The sequence below is a fragment of the Caballeronia sp. A2-2 genome, from assembly GCF_057612605.2.
The window spans coordinates 174305-191478 of sequence record NZ_CM173618.1 but is presented as its reverse complement, the minus strand read 5'-3'; the positions used below and the strand labels follow the sequence as shown (position 1 = coordinate 191478).

Annotated in this window: 13 protein-coding genes and 1 pseudogene; 5 read left to right on the top strand and 9 right to left on the bottom strand. The window is 57.6% G+C overall.

All coding sequences use genetic code 11. The features are described 5' to 3' along the window. Positions 1–8: 8 nt before the first annotated feature. The gene (locus ACZCWR_RS24470; RefSeq protein WP_487305630.1) at positions 9–995 is read left to right on the top strand and encodes an alpha/beta hydrolase; all 987 of its coding nucleotides are present in this window, start codon (positions 9–11) and stop codon (positions 993–995) included. A gap of 725 nt (positions 996–1720) precedes the next feature. After that, positions 1721–3295 carry an MFS transporter gene (locus tag ACZCWR_RS24465; protein ID WP_487305629.1) on the top strand — a complete coding sequence of 525 codons (1575 nt, stop codon included), beginning with the start codon at positions 1721–1723 and terminating at the stop codon, positions 3293–3295. Between the two features lie 220 nt (positions 3296–3515). Here ACZCWR_RS24465 and ACZCWR_RS24460 read toward each other — a convergent pair whose 3' ends face one another. Beyond that, positions 3516–4448 carry a LysR family transcriptional regulator gene (locus ACZCWR_RS24460; protein ID WP_487305628.1) on the bottom strand — a complete coding sequence of 311 codons (933 nt, stop codon included), beginning with the start codon at positions 4446–4448 and terminating at the stop codon, positions 3516–3518. A gap of 80 nt (positions 4449–4528) precedes the next feature. Between ACZCWR_RS24460 and ACZCWR_RS24455 the strand changes: the two genes are divergently transcribed. Further along, positions 4529–5758: a methyl-accepting chemotaxis protein gene (locus ACZCWR_RS24455; RefSeq protein ID WP_487305627.1), complete on the top strand. Its 1230-nt coding sequence runs from the start codon at positions 4529–4531 to the stop codon at positions 5756–5758. Positions 5759–5965: 207 nt separating this feature from the next. Here the strand turns inward: ACZCWR_RS24455 and tnpC are convergent, their stop codons facing one another. The 4 genes and pseudogenes from tnpC to ACZCWR_RS24435 form a co-directional block, all read right to left on the bottom strand. Further along, positions 5966–7552, bottom strand: coding sequence for an IS66 family transposase (gene tnpC, locus ACZCWR_RS24450; protein WP_487305626.1), 1587 nt, complete (start codon positions 7550–7552; stop codon positions 5966–5968). A gap of 81 nt (positions 7553–7633) precedes the next feature. Then, positions 7634–7984, bottom strand: a complete 351-nt coding sequence (tnpB, locus tag ACZCWR_RS24445) for an IS66 family insertion sequence element accessory protein TnpB (RefSeq protein ID WP_487305625.1) — start codon at positions 7982–7984, stop codon at positions 7634–7636. After that, entirely contained in the window at positions 7965–8450 is a 486-nt protein-coding gene (gene tnpA / locus ACZCWR_RS24440; protein WP_487305624.1) for an IS66-like element accessory protein TnpA, read from the bottom strand. The genes tnpB and tnpA overlap by 20 nt, the downstream gene beginning before the upstream one ends. 832 nt (positions 8451–9282) lie before the next feature. Beyond that, positions 9283–10140 (bottom strand): annotated as a pseudogene (locus ACZCWR_RS24435) (electron transfer flavoprotein-ubiquinone oxidoreductase); the annotation flags it as partial. A gap of 1304 nt (positions 10141–11444) precedes the next feature. Here ACZCWR_RS24435 and ACZCWR_RS24430 point away from each other — a divergent pair. Continuing rightward, a complete protein-coding gene (locus ACZCWR_RS24430) occupies positions 11445–11759 on the top strand; it encodes a hypothetical protein (RefSeq protein ID WP_487305623.1) in 315 nt (104 codons plus the stop codon). A gap of 131 nt (positions 11760–11890) precedes the next feature. Here the strand turns inward: ACZCWR_RS24430 and ACZCWR_RS24425 are convergent, their stop codons facing one another. From ACZCWR_RS24425 to ACZCWR_RS24410, 4 genes are all read right to left on the bottom strand, one after another. After that, on the bottom strand, positions 11891–12589 hold the full coding sequence (locus ACZCWR_RS24425; protein WP_487305622.1) for an ImmA/IrrE family metallo-endopeptidase: 699 nt from the start codon (positions 12587–12589) through the stop codon (positions 11891–11893). A 257-nt stretch (positions 12590–12846) separates the two neighbouring features. Next, on the bottom strand, positions 12847–13581 hold the full coding sequence (locus ACZCWR_RS24420; protein WP_487305621.1) for a hypothetical protein: 735 nt from the start codon (positions 13579–13581) through the stop codon (positions 12847–12849). A gap of 115 nt (positions 13582–13696) precedes the next feature. Continuing rightward, positions 13697–14248: a hypothetical protein gene (locus ACZCWR_RS24415; RefSeq protein ID WP_487305620.1), complete on the bottom strand. Its 552-nt coding sequence runs from the start codon at positions 14246–14248 to the stop codon at positions 13697–13699. A gap of 95 nt (positions 14249–14343) precedes the next feature. Next, positions 14344–15054: an AlbA family DNA-binding domain-containing protein gene (locus ACZCWR_RS24410; RefSeq protein WP_487305619.1), complete on the bottom strand. Its 711-nt coding sequence runs from the start codon at positions 15052–15054 to the stop codon at positions 14344–14346. Positions 15055–15867: 813 nt separating this feature from the next. On the opposite strand from ACZCWR_RS24410, the gene ACZCWR_RS24405 reads away from it, so the two are divergent. Next, positions 15868–17169 (top strand): gallate dioxygenase, encoded by a 1302-nt coding sequence (locus ACZCWR_RS24405; RefSeq protein ID WP_487305618.1) that lies wholly within the window; start codon positions 15868–15870, stop codon positions 17167–17169. Positions 17170–17174: the final 5 nt, after the last annotated feature.

The following is a 17174-nucleotide window of genomic DNA, read 5'->3' as shown; positions in this document are numbered from 1 at the left end:
TCGCCCTAATGAATCAAACCGCCATCGCTGAAGACGTTGCTACGGATTCTCATCTTGATCCGCAAGTGCGTTCGTTTCTCGTTGATATAAACAAGGACAGCAGCGAATTCTGGAAGTTGCCGCAACCGCAGCCGCAGGACATTCTTACCGGGCTACAGAACAAGACGCCAGTCGATGTTTCGGGTGTCACGACGACCGAACATACGATGAGCGCCGATGGCCACACGTTCAAGGTCTACGTCATGAAGCCCGATCACGTAAAGGGAAAGCCAGGTGTGCTGCTATTCATTCATGGCGGCGTTTGGATCGTCGGCAATTTTGCGAACCACCAGAGGCTGCTACGTGACCTCGTGGTTCAATCTGGACAGATTGGCGTGTTCGTCGACTACACTCCTCTGCCGGAGGCGAAATTCCCGACGCAACTCGATCAATCCTACGCGACACTTACTTGGATCTCGAAACATGCCGCCGAGTTTGGCGCGGATGGTACCCGCATTGCGGTCGCGGGAAATTCGGTGGGAGGCAACATGGCAGCAGCCCTCACCTTGATGGCGAAAGATCGTCAAGGCCCGAAGATCAGCTACCAAGCTCTGCTGATTCCAGCAACCGATGCTAGCGTGGACACCGACTCCTATCATCAGTACGGTACGGATCGCTTCCTTGCTCGCTCGTTCATGAAGTACGGCTGGGACTTGTACGCGCCCGATGCAAAAACGCGCGACAACCCCTACGTCTCGCCGCTACGTGCCAGCGCGGAGGAACTGAAGGGGTTGCCACCGACTCTTGTCGTGACGGCCGAAAACGATCCACTCCGTGATGAGGGCGAGGCGTATGCACGCAAGCTGAAAGAAGCCGGCAACGTCGTGGCCGCTGCACGCTATAACGGCACAATTCACGACTTCGTGCTGCTCAACGCATTGCGCCGTGTGCCGTCGACAGAAGCCGCGCTCCAACAGATCAGCGATGGGATTCGCGCGCATATTGGTCAAAAGTAGCGTGAATGGGGACCCGGTGAGAGATTCAGTCTCCCAGGCCCCGTTTTGACGATTTGAACTGGCATCGGCGCTTATAAACCATCAATATAACAGCCTATTTTGTGTACATATTCTGACCTATCTTCGCGCGACACGGTGTGATCTAAAACTTATCTGCAGGTGAGGGCGAGTTTGGCACTTGACTAGTCTTCTTCGGAGGGAGCAAACCTCCCCGACGTCCCATGTGCATACGACGAAGCCTAGATTCGCATTAATTCCCAGAGCAGTCTTGTCGAGCCAGGCTCACTGCGGGAAGGTCCGTCGTGTCGGCTCATTGGGTACGCGTGGTTGCCATTTGTGCGCCGGACATCTTGCAGATCGATGGACAACGGTTTATATCCACGTCCCGTGGGCGGGTAGCGCGGCGCACGGCGAGCTAAACTCGGTGAAAAGGCGTACAGGTTAGAGGCGGCGCAATCCAACAGTAGAGGCTCGACACCAACAGGCCGGAGAACACGGCGGTGACACTGGCAGGTCGGTGTCACCGCCAGGTGGCTGATCTCCATTCGGAGACACGGAGTCGAAATCTGAGGTAGCATGCTAACCTACATCGTACAAGCAATCCGATGACCGGCCTTGGCTGAATCGGGTCTTGGATGCCGTTGTGTGCCGAGAGTAGAGGCTTGCGATCTGATTGCCTCTCAGCTTTTTAGGCGCTATTAGATTCCTATATTGATCCTCGCCCAATGGCGCAACTGCAAACGACTCCGAATCGCCAATTGTCCTTTCGCGATGCATTCCTAGCGATGCTTGGCATTGGACTGGTGAATATGGCGATAGCGCTCGACCAGACCGTCGTCAGTACCGCGCTACCGTCAATTGTCACGGATCTAGGAGGCTTTGAGGATTACGCGTGGGTCGCAAGCGCATATTTGCTTGCATCGTTGGTGACAGTACCTGTGTTTGGCCGTCTAGGCGATTTCTTTGGACGAAAGCGCTTTGTCGTGGCGTCAGTCATAGTCTTTACCGGTGCGTCTGCCTTGTGCGGCCTTGCTGAAAGTATGTGGTTACTTGTTTTGTGGCGAGCTCTGCAGGGGATTGGGGGAGGGATGATGGTCGGCAACGCCTTCGCGTCCATTCCTGACCTATTCCCTGACCCTCGCTCACGGATTCGTTGGCAAGTAATCATGTCGGCCGCGTATGGAATCGGCACGGCGGCAGGGCCGTCACTTGGTGGCTGGCTGAGCGAGCATTATGGTTGGCGCTCGGCATTTCTTGTCAATCTTCCCGTGGGCGCTCTGTCGCTATGGTTTATCTATTCCCACCTGCCAAATTATCGGCGTGCGATCGAAGGGAAAATCCGGGTCGATTGGGCCGGTGCTGCTCTTATCGCTTTGTTGCTCGGAGCCTTCCAGCTGTTCATAGAGTCGGTGCCTACTCAAGGGATCACATTCACCACCTCCATTTTGGGAGCGGTGGTCATCGTAGCTGGCGGTGGCCTGTATTACTGTGAGCGCCGAGCGAGTCATCCAATTCTGCCTCTCGAGATGTTTCGCGAATCGAAGCTTGTGACCCTCTTCGCGCTCTCAGTGCTCGCCGGGTTCATCATGTTTTCGCTCATATTCTTCGCTCCGTTACTGCTGCAGGGAGGTTTCAATCTCAGCGCGCCAGAAGCGGGGATCTTGGTCACGCCCTTCGCCGCATGCGCTGCCCTTGGGAGCGCTGCGAACACACGCATCGTGATTCGGCTGTCGAGACCGACCCGGATCCTCACTATCGGCTATGGATTAATGGCGGCAGCGTCTTTTGCGATTGCAAGAGCAACGCCCGCGACGCCGCATCTCTTCCTTGAAACGGCGTTTGGTGCGGCTGGGATTGGTCTCGGTTTCATACTGAACAACTTGAATGTCTTCGCGCAAGAAATAGCCGGACCTTCTAAATTTGGGATTACGACCGCGCTCCTCCAGTCCATGAGGATGATGGGAGGTATGCTTGGCACAAGTATCGTTGCAACGATAATCAACCGGTGCTATGAGGCCAACATTCGTACCATGCTGTTCGCGAGCAGCGAGCGAACTCCCGCAGACTGGCAAACTAGGCTACACGACCCGCGCATATTGATTGATCCCGCACTTCGCGATGAGCTTCTCCGTGAGATGCAGCACGCCGGCGCTCAGGGGATGTCCCTCATCGAAGGAGCTCGCCAGGCCTTGGTAGCTTCCGCTCATGCTGGAATTCTCTCAACTACGTGCGCCGGAGTGCTAGGTATCGTTCTTGTTCGAAGAATTGCGCAGATTACTCTGCATAGGAAATCGTTTTGAGATTTGTGCGTTATCAATGCGTGTCCAGCAAGTTTGTGTTTCAGAAGCATTTGAAAGTCCTTTAACGGAATGAAGTCATGTAACTACGATGCGAAGCGATCACGTAGTCTTGTGAGTCGCAAACGACGGCTGCACACTCGACACGAAAACACTCGTGCTTTCAGTTTTGATAAAACCGATTGTTGCCTGTGCTTATATCGGTTACGAAACTCCTTTCTCCTCATAGCATCTCTTCTGATTCGTCCGCGTCGCACGAGGCAGAGGCTTCGCGCGGATGTTTGAGGTGTTGGAGCAAATGCTTTACCGTTGCCGCTAGGGGGACATCCCGAACAATCAGGCAGATCTGCCGAACTGACCACTCGTCAAGCAGCGGCACTAGGCGAAGCGAAAGCTGTTGGCTGAACGATCGGGCGGCGATCTCGGGTAGAATCCCGATGCCAAGTCCTGCATCTATCATCATGCAGATGGCCTCAAAGCTCTTTACCTGCACACGCACGCGAAGAGGCTTGTCATAGTTCAACGCAGCTTCCTGAAGCAGACTCAACATCGCGGTATTGCTTTCTAGCACAACTAGATCGTTGTCTAGCAACATTCCAAAGCTGACACCCTCGGGTCCAATCGTACTTGACGCCGGGACGACCGCCACTAGGCGGTCGTGCGCGTACGGAAAGATCCGAATTCCAGGCAATGACCGACGCGGCGGGAAGGCTATTCCGATATCGACAAAACCATCGTTCACAGCGTCAATAATTTCACTACTTAACAACTCTCTTAATTCAATCTTGATGTCAGGGCTATGTTGTGCGAAGACAGCGAGATCCCTTGGAACAAACTGAGTTAGGGCCGAGGTGTTAGACGCTAACCTGACCAAACCGCGAAGGCCGTTAGCGTGATCTTTGAGATCGCTCTTAAGGCGGTCCGCCGCAAGGAGTAGAAGTCTGGCATGAAATGCGAGGGCTTCGCCCGCAACCGTCGGAGCCACGCCACGAGAAGTTCGGGTCAGTAGCTGCACGTTGAAGCACTCTTCGAGCAGGGTGACTCGCCGGCTCGCAGCCGAGAGCGCAATGTGACATTGGTCCGCCGCCTTCGAAAGACTTCCGGCATCGATCGTGCGGATGAATAATGTGAGAGACGAAAGGTCGGGAAAAGCCATGATAAATTTTGGGCAACCGCGTAAACACTCAGTAGCTCCCCGACCTCGAGGAGAGCGACACCGAGTTCTGCACTCAACTCATGACGCGATACTTACGCTTTCTCGCACCGCAGTCTAAATTAGTGCCACAACACCTTCGAAAAAGTGTAGATCGTCGCGGTCCGGCTAACAACTTTCATTACCTCGGTCGACTGTCAGCTGGCGAAGCCACCATGCGGTTTAATAGGGCGATTGCCCTGATTAAAGCTGACATCAAGTACAACCACGACGGTTCGCAGCGTGCTGCCTCGAACGCTGCGGCCTCGTTCCAAAGAGCTCGCGAATGGACGATCGCAATCGTCGTGCTTGCAATTGCTGCGGGAATACTTCTCGCCGTGGCGATTACTCGCTCAGTGACCGGCCCGCTGCGCAGGTCGGTCGAAATAGCAGAATTAGTTGCCCGAGGGGACCTTTCGGCCACGATCGAAATCAGTGGGTCGGACGAACTCAGCCAGTTGCTTCTCGCATTGCGTCACATGAATCACCGCCTTGTTGAGATGGTAGGCCACGTTTTGTCAGCGAGTGAAGGGGTTGCCGCTGGATCGGCGCAAATAGCTGCCGGAAACACTGACTTAAGTCAGCGTACTGAGGAGCAAGCTGCTTCGCTTGAGCAGACAGCATCCAGCATGGAAGAATTGACTGCCACTGTAAAGCAGAATGCCGGACGCGCAACGGAAGGAAAGTCGTTTGCATCGCGTGCGTCTGAAACCGTAACACAAGGGGGGCAGGTAGTAAGCCGGGTTGTGGAAACAATGAGCGAGATTGCGGCGAACTCCCATGAGGCTGAGCAAATCATTACAGTCATCGAAGGGATTGCTTTCCAAACTAACATCCTTGCCCTCAATGCGGCCGTCGAGGCAGCTCGAGCGGGACAACAGGGGCGCGGCTTCGCAGTGGTCGCAGGGGAAGTACGGACGCTCGCTCAACAGAGTGCGCTTGCTGCGAAAGAGATCAAGGAACTCATTCAGCGATCCGGGGCCCGAATCATGAACGGTAACGCTTTGGTTGCTGAGGCTGGTCGGACGATGACCGAGATCATGCAAGCGGTTCATCATGTTGCTGACTTGATGGCAGAAATCAGTTCCGCGTCGGCTGAACAACAGAGCGGCATAGAGCAAGTGAATGTTGCCGTCGTCCAAATGGACGAGGTAACTCAGCAGAATGCTGCGCTTGTGGAAGAGGCTTCTGCTGCCGCACAGTCGATGGCAGCACAGTCGGCAACATTGAAGGAGATAGTGTCACTGTTCAAGTTACCAGAAGTTAAAGCATGATCAGGGCTCACCATGCGTGAGCTTGGTTTTTTGGCAAATGCCGCGGCGGCACTTGAGAGCACCTCCCAGGATGACGCCGTCATGAAAGCACGGCCTCGCGGGCGAGCTCGCGCCTACTCCGGATCGAACTGTGCGGGTGTAAAGCTCGCTGAATGTAAGCGCGAATTAACGCGCACTATGCAGATCCAGCGATTGCCTGTTACTCGATCAGGTTGATGCGGATACGTCGTTCCGCTTCACGAAGTTGAATGGGAGCAGGTCACGGATATCGGCATGCGCTGCGCGCTGCGGCAGCTCGGTCAGCACGCTCAACAGATAGGCATACGGCTCGACTCCGCACGCACGGCACGTCAACATCAGGCTGTAAATGATCGCGCTGGCCTTTGCGCCGGCGACCGTGTCGCTGAACAGCCATGCCTTTCTTCCGGTCGTAAATGGCCGGATGTCGCGCTCGAGCAAATTATTGTCGATGGGTGAGTCACCATCATCGACGTAGCGTCGCAGGTACTCCCACTGATTGCGCGTGTAGCTGATGGCCTTGCCTGTCAGGCTTTCGGGCAGAACGTTTGCCGCCTGCTCATCGAGCCAGATCCTGAATGCGTTCAACAACGGCACGCTGTGCGCCTGACGTAACTGATATGTGTGGTCCGCGCGGGTTCGACCTTCGGGCAGTACGCCGCGTGCGAGGGTTTCGACCTGATACAGGGCCTTGAAGTATTCGAGTGCCTCGCGTGCGCGACCGTCGGGTTTCCTGTGAGCCTTGTACGCCTCATCAAACGCACGGCGCGCGTGAGCCATGCATCCGAGATGGGTCACGCCTTCCAGCGTGCGCCACGCACTGTACCCGTCAGTCATCAGCGTGCCGGCGTAGCCGCTCAGAAAGGCCTGTGGATATTGCTGCCCGCGTCCTGGCTGATATTCGAACAGCACGACCGGCTCGGTACTGTCTTCGGCGCTGCGGTAAACCCACATGTACGACTTGCTCTGCGCAGTCCTGCCGTCTTCCTTGAGCACCTGCACTGTCGTCTCGTCGCCATGAAGCAGAGCCTGCGCGAGCAGTATTCTGCGCATCGCTTCATACAGACGGGACAGGTGCAGCTCGGCGGGACGGATAATCCAGTGTGCCAGCGTACCGCGACTGACCGAAATGTTCGAGCGGGTCAGCGCCTCCTCCATGCGATACAGCGGTGTGCCGTCTGCGTATTTGGCCGTTATCACCGTAGCGATCATCGCCGCGCTCGCGTTGCTTCCCGGCAGCGGCTGCGCCGGCATGGAAGCGATCAAAACCGGCGTGTGTTCGGCGTGGCGCTCACAATGGCGACAGGCATATTTGAAGCGCACGTGCTGCAATACCGATGCCTTGACCTCGATGTGCAATTGTTCACACGTCTGTTCGCCCATCCGGTGCATCGTGCCCTTGCAGCACGGGCAGACCTTCTGGTCTTCAGGCAGATCGTATTCGATACGGGTGCGTGGCAGACCGGCAGGCAGTGGTTTGCGGCCCCGCTTCTGGTGGGGTGGCGCATCCACGCCAGGCAGGCTGGTATCGGGCAACGCGAAGACACCACCCGGATCGTCTTCGACAGGTTCCGTCGCGGCGACCTGCTCGGCTTCGTCGAACACGCGATCCTTGAGCTTCTCGCTGCTCGGCGCGAAGCGCTTGAGCTGCGCCAGGCGAAACTGCTCTTCGAGTTGCTCGACGCGTGCCTTCAGGTCCCGGTTGCTGGCCTCGAGCTCGCGGATGTAGGCGAGCACCTCGGGCGGCAGACCGGCGGTGGAATCAGGGGCTGACATGACCCTCACCATAGCGAATTCGCCGCGCGCGTGGGTTTACGGAATTTGTAACGGCGAGCCCGGTGAATCGTCACGGATGCGTCAACCGGTGTGTCGATACTGTCGCGCAGGATGACGACGCACCGCGTCGATATCAATCCCCTCGAGCAGCCAGTGCAGTTGCTCCGGGGTCAATTCCATCACGGCCTGCTGCCGGCGCGGCCAGACGAAGCGGTCTTGCTCGAGACGCTTCATCATCAGCCAGAAGCCGTTGCCGTCCCAGCCGAGCAGCTTGATGCGATTGTGGCGCTGGTTGCTGAACGCGTATAACGCAGGCGCAAATGGGTCCAGCCCTGCCTGTTCTACCAGAGTCGCGAGCCCGTTGATCGACTTCCTGAAATCGACGGCTTCGCGATGAATATACACCTTGAGTCTAGCGTCGAGTCTGAACATCGCAGCGTCCCAGGCTCTCGATCATGGCCGAGACCAGCGACGCATCGCCGGCACTGCAGTCCAGCCGCAGCGTCACCCCGTTGGGCATCTCGACTGTCAGCTGGGAGCGCAAGGCCGGATCGGTGCACGCAGGCTCGGAGGCGGGCTTCGAGATGCTGGTCGCGACGACCTCACCGCGACCAGCCTCACGGACCGTCACAAATGCAGATGGCACGGCCAGTGTCGTCGCATCATCAACAACATCCGGCACCACCACCGCGCCGCTGCGCTGCTGATGCAGCTTGATCCATCGGCGAAGTAGATTCGCGTTCACGCCGGCTTTGAGCGCGAGCCCGGCCACCGAGACACCGGGTTGCAGGCAGGCCTCGATGAGCCTACGTTTGGATTGCGAGTCGTAGCGGCGCTTGCCGTCGCGCCCGACGAGGGTAACCGCGAGAAGCGCCGTATCTGAACCGGACTGAGTCATGGCATATGTCCACAGAATATCAGTGGACACAGCTTGCCTTGCTCTCAATTCAGATGCTATGTGCGCGTAAATTCGCGCTTACCGCTGAATCATGCGATCCACATGCCTAATTTAAGGCGGTCCCGCTCGAAGGTGAGAACAACCCGCGGTGATACAGCGCGCCTCGGGGGCTCTACCGCACGAGATGCTCGCATTGCGTGTGTGCCACATTTCAGTCGACGACTGACGCACGGCGGTTTGCGTGACGAACAAGTTACGCGGACGTGCAGTTTGTGGAAGGCCTTGCTCGCTGTCCGCTGACCGGCAAAGCGCGCGAGGTCGACGCAGCTCATATGAGCGCCTCTCTCGTTTTGACCGTCGCGGGTAGCAGTCTGTTGCGATAGAAGCAAACGAGAGCTCCCCTGCTGCAGACTGAGCGAAACGTTGCTGAGCATTGTCCAGATGATGTTGAGGCTGTGCGATGGACACGTGGGGCGCCGCCATCTTGCCGCTTCCCGATTCCGGCAGCTTGGGGATGTGCCCGTGCCGGATCTTCCGGCAAAACCGGGCCGACGGCGCGCCCGTGTTCTGCGCGCGGGTGCGACGTGCTAGTCTCCTCACGCAGCGCGAACACCCGGCGCACGCTACCATAGGTGTATTCCACGTATCGGCGCCGGGGCTGCACGAAAAAGCAAAACCCGTTGCGACGGACGGGGGGCGGCAATGAGACGGTTATTCTGTTGCCGCTTCTGACACCGCCCTGGCGATCTCCACGACCGCATAATATCTTGGCTCTTTCTGCTTTTCTGTGGCTTTCCCGGACCGCACGTTTTCATTTGTTAGTGTGTTGCTCTCACATGTTTGGATAGTTCGGGCCGCCGCCTTCTGGCGTGACCCAGACGATGTTCTGGGTCAGGTCCTTGATGTCGCATGTCTTGCAGTGGACACGGTTCTGCGCGTTGATTTGAAGCCGATCGCTGCCGTTTTCGTCCTTAACGAACTCATAGACGCCCGCAGGGCAGAAGCGTGATTCCGGGCCCGCGTAGGTGCGCAGGTTGACGTTCACGGGCACGCTCGCGTCCTTAAGCGTAAGGTGAACGGGCTGATTTTCCTCGTGGTTGGTGTTGGAGATGAACACGGAGGAAAGCCGGTCGAATGTGAGCTTGTCGTCGGGTTTCGGATATTCGATCGGCCTGCACTGCGACGCCGGTTTCAACATCTCTTGATCGCGACGTTGGTGATGCAGCGTCCACGGCACGTTGCCGCCCAGCAGCTTCTGCTCGATGCTGACCATAAGTGTGCCGAGATACAGACCCTTGCTCATCCACTGCTTGAAGTTGCGCGCCTTGTAGAGTTCCGTGTAGAGCCACGACTGCTTGAAACCCTCGGGATACTGCGTGAGTTCGTCGCTCTGACAGCCCGCCTGCACGGCTTCGAAAGCGGCATCAGCAGCCAGCATTCCGGTCTTGACTGCCGCGTGGCTGCCCTTGATACGCGAGGCGTTCAGGAAGCCCGCATCGTCGCCCACGAGCGCACCACCGGGAAACACCAGCTTCGGGAGCGAAGTTAGGCCGCCGGCCGCGATCGCACGCGCGCCATAAGACACGCGGTTGCCGCCTTCGAGGTACTTGCGGATCTCTGGGTGCGTCTTGTAGCGCTGGAATTCCTCGAACGGCGAGAGGTAAGTGTTCTGGTACGCGAGACCAACGACAATCTCTTCAGGCGGATCGCGGCGGAAAGCCCGGCCGGGCCGCCTCCCCCGATCACTATGTCGTACTTCATCGACTCGCGCGTACCGTGGGCTCAAGCCGTCGAAGGTGCGCTTGATACGCCTCGACCGACTGAGAGACAAAGAAACGAAGCAGTTCTGCGGGATGCAGTGTGCCCGTCGCTCCTCGCCGTTTCTATCAAATCGGTAGAAGTCCGCGGAAACGACAAGCGGCCCGACCATTTGGGAATGAGGGACTGCGCTTCGCTCGCAACAGTCGCACAATTGGCGCGTTGCCTTGGCTAATTGTCGTCAGAAGCGTTTTGGCTAGAGCTACAGCACGCTGTTGACCTCTCTCGGTCGCGAAGTGTTCGGTCTGTCTTCGATCATAATTGGAATAATATTGTCGGCAGAGCCCGCTGATACTCTCGTGGCTGGGGAGATTATCGGGGTGTTCCGACTGCGGGGCGACCCATAATCTGGTTCTTCGCGGGTTCGCTTGCCCTCTTCGCATCGCTGCTTGCTGCTTTCGTTGCCGGTCAGGGATGAAAATCCGTCTACCCCATCTAGATCGCATTCTTCGTGAGCGGCATGGGAGGCGGAGCATACAACATCCATCAGCCCACCCTCGTCGTCGAATCGACTCCTGCATCAATGGTTAGCCGCGTTCTCGGGTTAGTGATTGTGTGCGTCGGGTGCTGGCCGCTCAGGACACTTGTAAGCGCACGGCCATCCCGTCTTGGCTTGCGCTGAAGGTCTTAAGAGCGTCGTATCCACTTAAATAGGTGGACACGTGAACACTATCGAAGAAGAAGCGCCACTTGGCCGTCGTTGACGCTGGCCGCTATAGCCTCGAGTTCAAAGCCCAGGTAGTTGCGGTTTGCCAAGGCCCCGGGGTGTCGCTCGCGGCCATCGCATTGCACCACAAGCTGAACGCGAATCTGCCGCGATGATGGGTAGAGCAGGCCGAAAGGAACGATTGTAGATAGCGTCAAGCAGCATGATCAGCCGGGCTCGTGATCAGGTGAGCTTCTACGGGGACGGCCCGGTCGCCGCCGAGCGGGTTCGGCGTCAATCCCTTTCTGGTGCTCATCGGTGGGTTTCTGTTAATAAGCCAGATGGTTTCGAGGGCAGATCTTGGGTGGACGGTGATTGCGTTCCTCGGCCTGACAATCGCTGTCGCATCGCTGCTACAGCTCCGTTGCCAGGCGTTCAAAGAGAACATCAAAGTAAATATGCTCACACTCGCGCAGCCAGGTTTGAATAGTCGACCATGAGAGCAGCGGGGACCCGTAATTGGAGGTTGCTTGACCAGCGTAGTCGAGCTCGGGATGACGAATGTCGTTGTCCCGCAAGAAGTAAAAGAACAGGCTCAAGTCGTCTTTGAAGCTAGTGCCCGTTTCTCCAATTCACGAGTGGAGCAGTTCACTCAAGGAGGAGGCTTCCAGCCGGTGGCGCGAGACCTTGTTCGAAAACCTCAAGTGCGCTGCGTTGAAGCCATTGGTCAACGGCAAATTCTCAAGCAGGTGCGGGAGCTCTTCCAATTCGGTGAATCCCTTTCGAATCCGGGAAGCGAGGTCAATTCCCATAAACGAACTCCGCGCTTGGCTTGGCGGAGGTGAAGGCCATAAAGCTGATGGTCCACAAGCATGGACCCCCAAATCTTAGCGCCGTTTCCTTGGCCGCGGGCATCAGTCAGGCAAAAGACAGCGCTCAGGCCAGCCGCCCCAGGAAAACAGCGGAGGGTTGCCATTTAATATGCGATCAGGCGCAGTTCTCTTAGCCGAATGCCCATCGCCGTTGGCGACAAGCCGAAGTAGCGCGCAAGGGATTCAAATCTTCTGCCATTGAACGAAGTTGCGCGCGCCACGGCGATCGGAAAGGCGAGCGACGTCGCCGGCGAAGCCATCAGGTCGGCGACGCCTTTGAAGCCCGCAACGTGAAAGGCGGTGGTCTCGTTTAGCGTCAACGGGATGGCGCCAAACCGCTCGCGAAAGTAATGCTCGACGGTTCGTCCGGGCGAAAGCCAGACCGCCGCGAAGTAGTCGGCCTCAGCCTCGATGGGGTCCTTCGCTCCCGCGCTCTCGCCGGTAACAGGGCGATCGCGATGAAGCCTCATTCCCGGCATCGTTTCGTGAAGGACGAGATGTCCGAGCTCATGTGCGGTCGTGAAGCGCTGAGTTTCAAACGTCAGATCGCTCGACACGACGACCAAGCGTTGCTCGGTGTCGATCATTCCGGCGGTTTGATAACGGCTGCCAGCGTGCGCCACAGGCATCGCGTCGCGGACTTCAAACGAGTATCCATATTTCTCGATCGCCGCATCGGGGGAAAATAACTGCGGGTAAGGCGGCAAACCGGCAGAATGCCGCAGCTTCGCGCCTTGAATAATTTCGTGGTGCATGCCCCGGATCGTTCGCTCGATCTCGGCGCGTCTTTGGGCGGTGATCATGGGAACCTCGACTTTGACGTCGTTATCTGTGCGCTCAGATTAGCATAAGTTCAATATATGGTGTTAGATGAGGAGGAAGTCACTAGATATTGTGGTTTATGCGCAAAAAGGTGGGGCGGTGCGGATCGTCGCCGCCATCTGAGCGGCAGATGGTGAGCCACGCAGATGGGCGATGAAGAGAGAAGCAACGGCGCGTTTCGTCGCCTCGTTGGCTCATGGCGCTTGCGGATCTGCCCTCTGCCTTGACCTTTCTCGGTCTAACGCGCGCCGAGCAACTTGATAAGGTCGACCGCCGGTCCTGCGAGTTGGGCAATTCCTGTGGCGACGGTGACTGCATTGGCAATGTGGCCAAGCGTCGTCGCAAACTTTTTGCCGGCTTCCGCGCTTTCCAAGGCCTTCCGATATTCGGCGTCGAAGGCAATGTTGCCGATCGCCGTGTTCACCGCGTCCAGCACAGGGAAGACGCCCGTGATGAAATATTCGTCAATGCAGTCCACTAGTCGCTGAATGTATCGAGTGATCGTCAAGCGCACCGCCTCGGGAATCTCTTTCGTGTCCGCGATTTCTTTTCGAATCGCAAGAAGGGCGGCTTTCTGATCTTCCAACGTGCCTGCTTGCATCTCGATCAACTCTTCGCGCTCTTCCAGAAGGCTGCTGGCGAAGTCGAGAGAGTTGATGGTGTCATCCGAAACTTGTGAAACAAATTCAGCCCAATTTCCGTTGAGATTTTGCTGCCGAATGCCAGCGTTAAGCTGAATGCGAAGTGTCTCAATTGCCCTTAGATGCCTTGGAAAGATATCTTGAACCGCTGACACTACTTGATCGGCAAGAGCTAAAACCTCAGCCATCCGACGGAACAACAGCGCTTCCTCTTCGGTCTTCAAGATGTGCTGCCATGCTTGCCGACAGTTGCTGCCGGGTTGAACATTCTTGCACTCTTGGAGGATCGCGAGCAAGCGCTTCGCTGGATTGTCGATAATTTTTTTAGTCATTTCAGGCGAATGCGGCTATGGCACGCAAGTGAGATTTGGCGAAGACAACGATGGTAAGCCGATGCCGCAGCGAATTCAGTCCGCTCTGTTTTCAGAGCGCGATTATCGAAAGGATTCATATGCTTCGAGCGCCGTCACAGCTTGGAAAACGGGCGCATCCCCAAAACTGGTTTCCCGCGTTTCGGCCTCGACGGGCGGTTTGAAGCCGCATGGCCGAGGAGCACTTCGGGCACAGCGGCGCTTTGGCCGCTTGCGACGCCTGAGCGGGCGCAGGCGTGATTCGAGGCGAGGCTAGCGGAGCGGGCGGGGGCGCCGACCGCTTTGAAACGACGATCTCGACGGGTTGCGTCGGCGGAGGCGCGATGCCAAGTTGCTCGTAGTGGCGCCGCGCCGCTTCGCGGTTTTCGAGAGCCTCTCGGAGCGGGGGAAACGCCATCGGATTGGCTGCGGCAAGCTTTGCTGGGGCCATTTTCAGGTTGGCGAGGCCCGCCCGAAGTTTGTGTTCGATGGCGACGCGCTTGGCCGTCCACGCCGACTTCGCCGCGCTTTCGGCCTGCGCGTCGGAGGCGTCGCGCAGCGTGTTGTATCGAAAGTTCTTCTCGTGGCTCTGGCGCCAAGCGAGCAGCCGGGCCGTGTAGGCCTCGCCGAAGCCGGGCACGAGCAACACCGCGCCGCGCGTGATGTCGTTCGCGGTCTCGATGCCGAAAGACGCCAGCGTCGCTGTCTTGGCCGGCCCGATGCCGGAGATTTTCGCGCGCCGAATCAGGAACCAGTCGAGATAAGCAGCCCGTTGCCGGGACGCGCGCGTGCTTTGCAGATCGGCGAGGGCGCGCGCGAGCTCTTGGTTGCATCCGGCTCTTTGCGAATATGTACTTGTCCGAGAAGCTCAGCGAGCTTACCGAGTCCGCTTTCGCCCAAATGCCGACGCACGAAGCGTCCGACGTCCGCTTCCCTGTTGTCGAAGCAGATTTCGAAAAGTCGCGGCCAGTCTTGCCATAGCGCCGCTGAGGTGCTCACCGTGTTGTTGCTATTGAGAGTGCGAACGAACACCGCATTGATTGGAAGGAGGACTTTCTGCGTGGTCGGATCTTTGATTTCACCCTGAGTTGCGACTGCCGTTTTTACACCAGCCGGAACGCAAATAACGGGATAGATGTTCCCGTTGAACGTGGGGTACTGAACCTGGATTTCGAATGGCTCGGACGCGTAACGCGTCACAACGGCCTGAATCGCGTCTTGGTCGAATGCGGCCCGGACATCTGATGGCCGTCCATCAGCGACGGGTTTCATGTCCTCGTCACTGAACCCGATGACGAGTCGACCACCGTCGTTATTGCGCAACGCGATCAATGTTCGAACCAGCTTGACCTTCCCCTCGACGCTTTGCGGACTGAGCCAGCTCTTGACTTCTACGGGGTACGCCTCCGAGAGGTTCTGCAGCAACGCGGTGGTGCTTTCATTGCTCGGAAACATTGATCAACTCATGAAGTCCCGACGCTCGCATTTTATCAGTTTGTCGCTCTGCGCCCGAACGGCGACGGCATAGGGCGGAAGCCAGTCTCCACGGTTTTCGGCACTGTTCAGATTGCCCTATTTCACAGGACGGCCTTCCTCGGGCCGTGACCGCAGATGCTCAATTCGGTCGAGCACAACCATGCCGTGCTGCCTCTGGCCGGATCATCCAGAACATTTTTTGTTTGCAAACTCGAACTCCCGGACCAACTTTGTTTGCACGATTTTTCGCAAGTCCTTGATTTCGTTGGCCGTTGCGCGGCTCTTTGTCTGGCCGCCTACGCGCGCAATGCTCACTCACGACAGGCCAGTCCTCGCTCCGCACCACGCAGGTTTTCGGGTGGGTTCTTTTCCAGCCAAAAATAGGCTGCAGAAACAAAGGCTTGCGTAGCTTGGAACAGATTTGTTTGCAAGGGTTGCGACAGGCGGGTGGGATTAGAACAGGTTTATTTGCACGAAAACCCAAGAGCAGCTTTGTTTGCACCGAAACAGGTTTTGTTTGCGAATAACCACGCTCGCCGCTCCGACTTGCGTCCTTCTTGCGCCGCCATCTGTTTTGTTTATCGCGTCTACCATCGGAAGCACGCGTTTCAGATCCCGCCACGCCGCACTGGCGGGCCTTGCCGGACACCATCCGCTATCGATTCGACCTTCTGTCATGGTTAACACTCAGTCCCGCTGACCGCTGGATTTTGGGTATCGTGCGCTTCAGTCGTCCTATACAGAAAGGCGGCCGCGCGGCGGTCCGCGCGGGCATCGCAAGGAGCACACAGCATGGCACGCATCGTCGGCGGCATTGCCGCTTCGCATACTCCCACCATTGGTTTCGCGTTCGACAAGAACAAGCGTGACGATCCGGTCTGGGCGCCCATCTTCGAAAACTTCGCGCCGCTCGCCGACTGGCTGGCGCAGAAGCGTCCCGATGTCATCGTCACGATCTACAACGATCACGTGACCTCGTTCTTCTTCGATCATTATTCGGCTTTTTCGCTTGGCGTGGGCGAGCAATGGCAGGTGGCCGACGAAGGCGGCGGCGCGCGCGATCTGCCGCCGGTGAAGGGTCATCCGGCGTTTGCGGCGCATATCGGACAGTCGTTGATGGCGGACGAGTTCGACATGTCGTTCTTTCAGAACAAGGCGCTCGATCACGGCTGCTTCTCGCCCTTGTCGATGCTGTGCCCGCACAAGCCGGAATGGCCCATCAAACTCGTGCCCCTGCAAATGGGCGTACTGCAATTGCCGGTGCCGAGCGCGCGCCGCTTCTACAAACTCGGGCAGGCGTTGCGCCGCGCGATAGAAAGCTATCCTGAAGATTTGAAGGTGGCGATTCTCGCCACGGGCGGCCTGTCGCATCAGGTTCATGGAGAACGTTCGGGCTTCAACAACACGCCGTGGGATCAGCGCTTTCTCGATCTGTTCGAGCGCGATCCCGAGCAGCTTGCCAGCATGACGCTTGCCGAGTACGCGGCGCTCGGCGGCTATGAGGGCGCGGAAGTCATCATGTGGCTGACCATGCGTGGCGCGTTGTCGTCGAATGTGGTGTGCAAGCATCGCAGCTATTACTTGCCGTCGATGGCGGGCATCGCCACCGCGATCTACGAAGCCGAGGATGACGAGACGCATCCTGCGATTGTCGAGCGTCATCGTCAGAAGATGGCGGTCGAACTGAAGGATGTCGAGAAGCTCGAAGGTACGTATCCGTTTTCCATCGAGACGGCGGTGCGTGCGTATCGCATCAACGATTTTCTGCATCGCATGGTGGAGCCCGCGCATCGCGAGGCTTTCAAGCGCGACGAAGAAGCGAGCTTCGAGGCCTTCGGTCTGAGCGAGGAAGAGCGCGATCTCATTCGCCGACGCGACTGGCGCGGCATGCTGCACTACGGCGTGATCTTTTTCATGCTGGAAAAGCTCGGCGCGGTCACGGGCGTATCGAACCTGCATATCTACGCGGCCATGCGCGGCGAGACGCTTGAAGCCTTCCAGAAGACACGCAATGCGCCGGGCGCGCTGTATTCGGTGGCGGGCAAGGGCGCGGGCAAGCTCGACTGGGATCAGGCGAAAAAAGCTCAGGACTGACGACG

Bases quoted from the DNA above. Each gene is read 5' to 3' on its own strand.
- ACZCWR_RS24420 (WP_487305621.1), bottom strand. From the start codon at position 13,581: ATGACTAAAAAAATTATCGACAATCCAGCGAAGCGCTTGCTCGCGATC.
- tnpA (WP_487305624.1), bottom strand. From the start codon at position 8,450: ATGACTCAGTCCGGTTCAGATACGGCGCTTCTCGCGGTTACCCTCGTC.
- tnpC (WP_487305626.1), bottom strand. From the start codon at position 7,552: ATGTCAGCCCCTGATTCCACCGCCGGTCTGCCGCCCGAGGTGCTCGCC.
- ACZCWR_RS24405 (WP_487305618.1), top strand. From the start codon at position 15,868: ATGGCACGCATCGTCGGCGGCATTGCCGCTTCGCATACTCCCACCATT.
- ACZCWR_RS24455 (WP_487305627.1), top strand. From the start codon at position 4,529: ATGACGCGATACTTACGCTTTCTCGCACCGCAGTCTAAATTAGTGCCA.
- ACZCWR_RS24460 (WP_487305628.1), bottom strand. From the start codon at position 4,448: ATGGCTTTTCCCGACCTTTCGTCTCTCACATTATTCATCCGCACGATC.
- ACZCWR_RS24470 (WP_487305630.1), top strand. From the start codon at position 9: ATGAATCAAACCGCCATCGCTGAAGACGTTGCTACGGATTCTCATCTT.
- ACZCWR_RS24410 (WP_487305619.1), bottom strand. From the start codon at position 15,054: ATGTTTCCGAGCAATGAAAGCACCACCGCGTTGCTGCAGAACCTCTCG.
- tnpB (WP_487305625.1), bottom strand. From the start codon at position 7,984: ATGTTCAGACTCGACGCTAGACTCAAGGTGTATATTCATCGCGAAGCC.
- ACZCWR_RS24465 (WP_487305629.1), top strand. From the start codon at position 1,721: ATGGCGCAACTGCAAACGACTCCGAATCGCCAATTGTCCTTTCGCGAT.
- ACZCWR_RS24425 (WP_487305622.1), bottom strand. From the start codon at position 12,589: ATGATCACCGCCCAAAGACGCGCCGAGATCGAGCGAACGATCCGGGGC.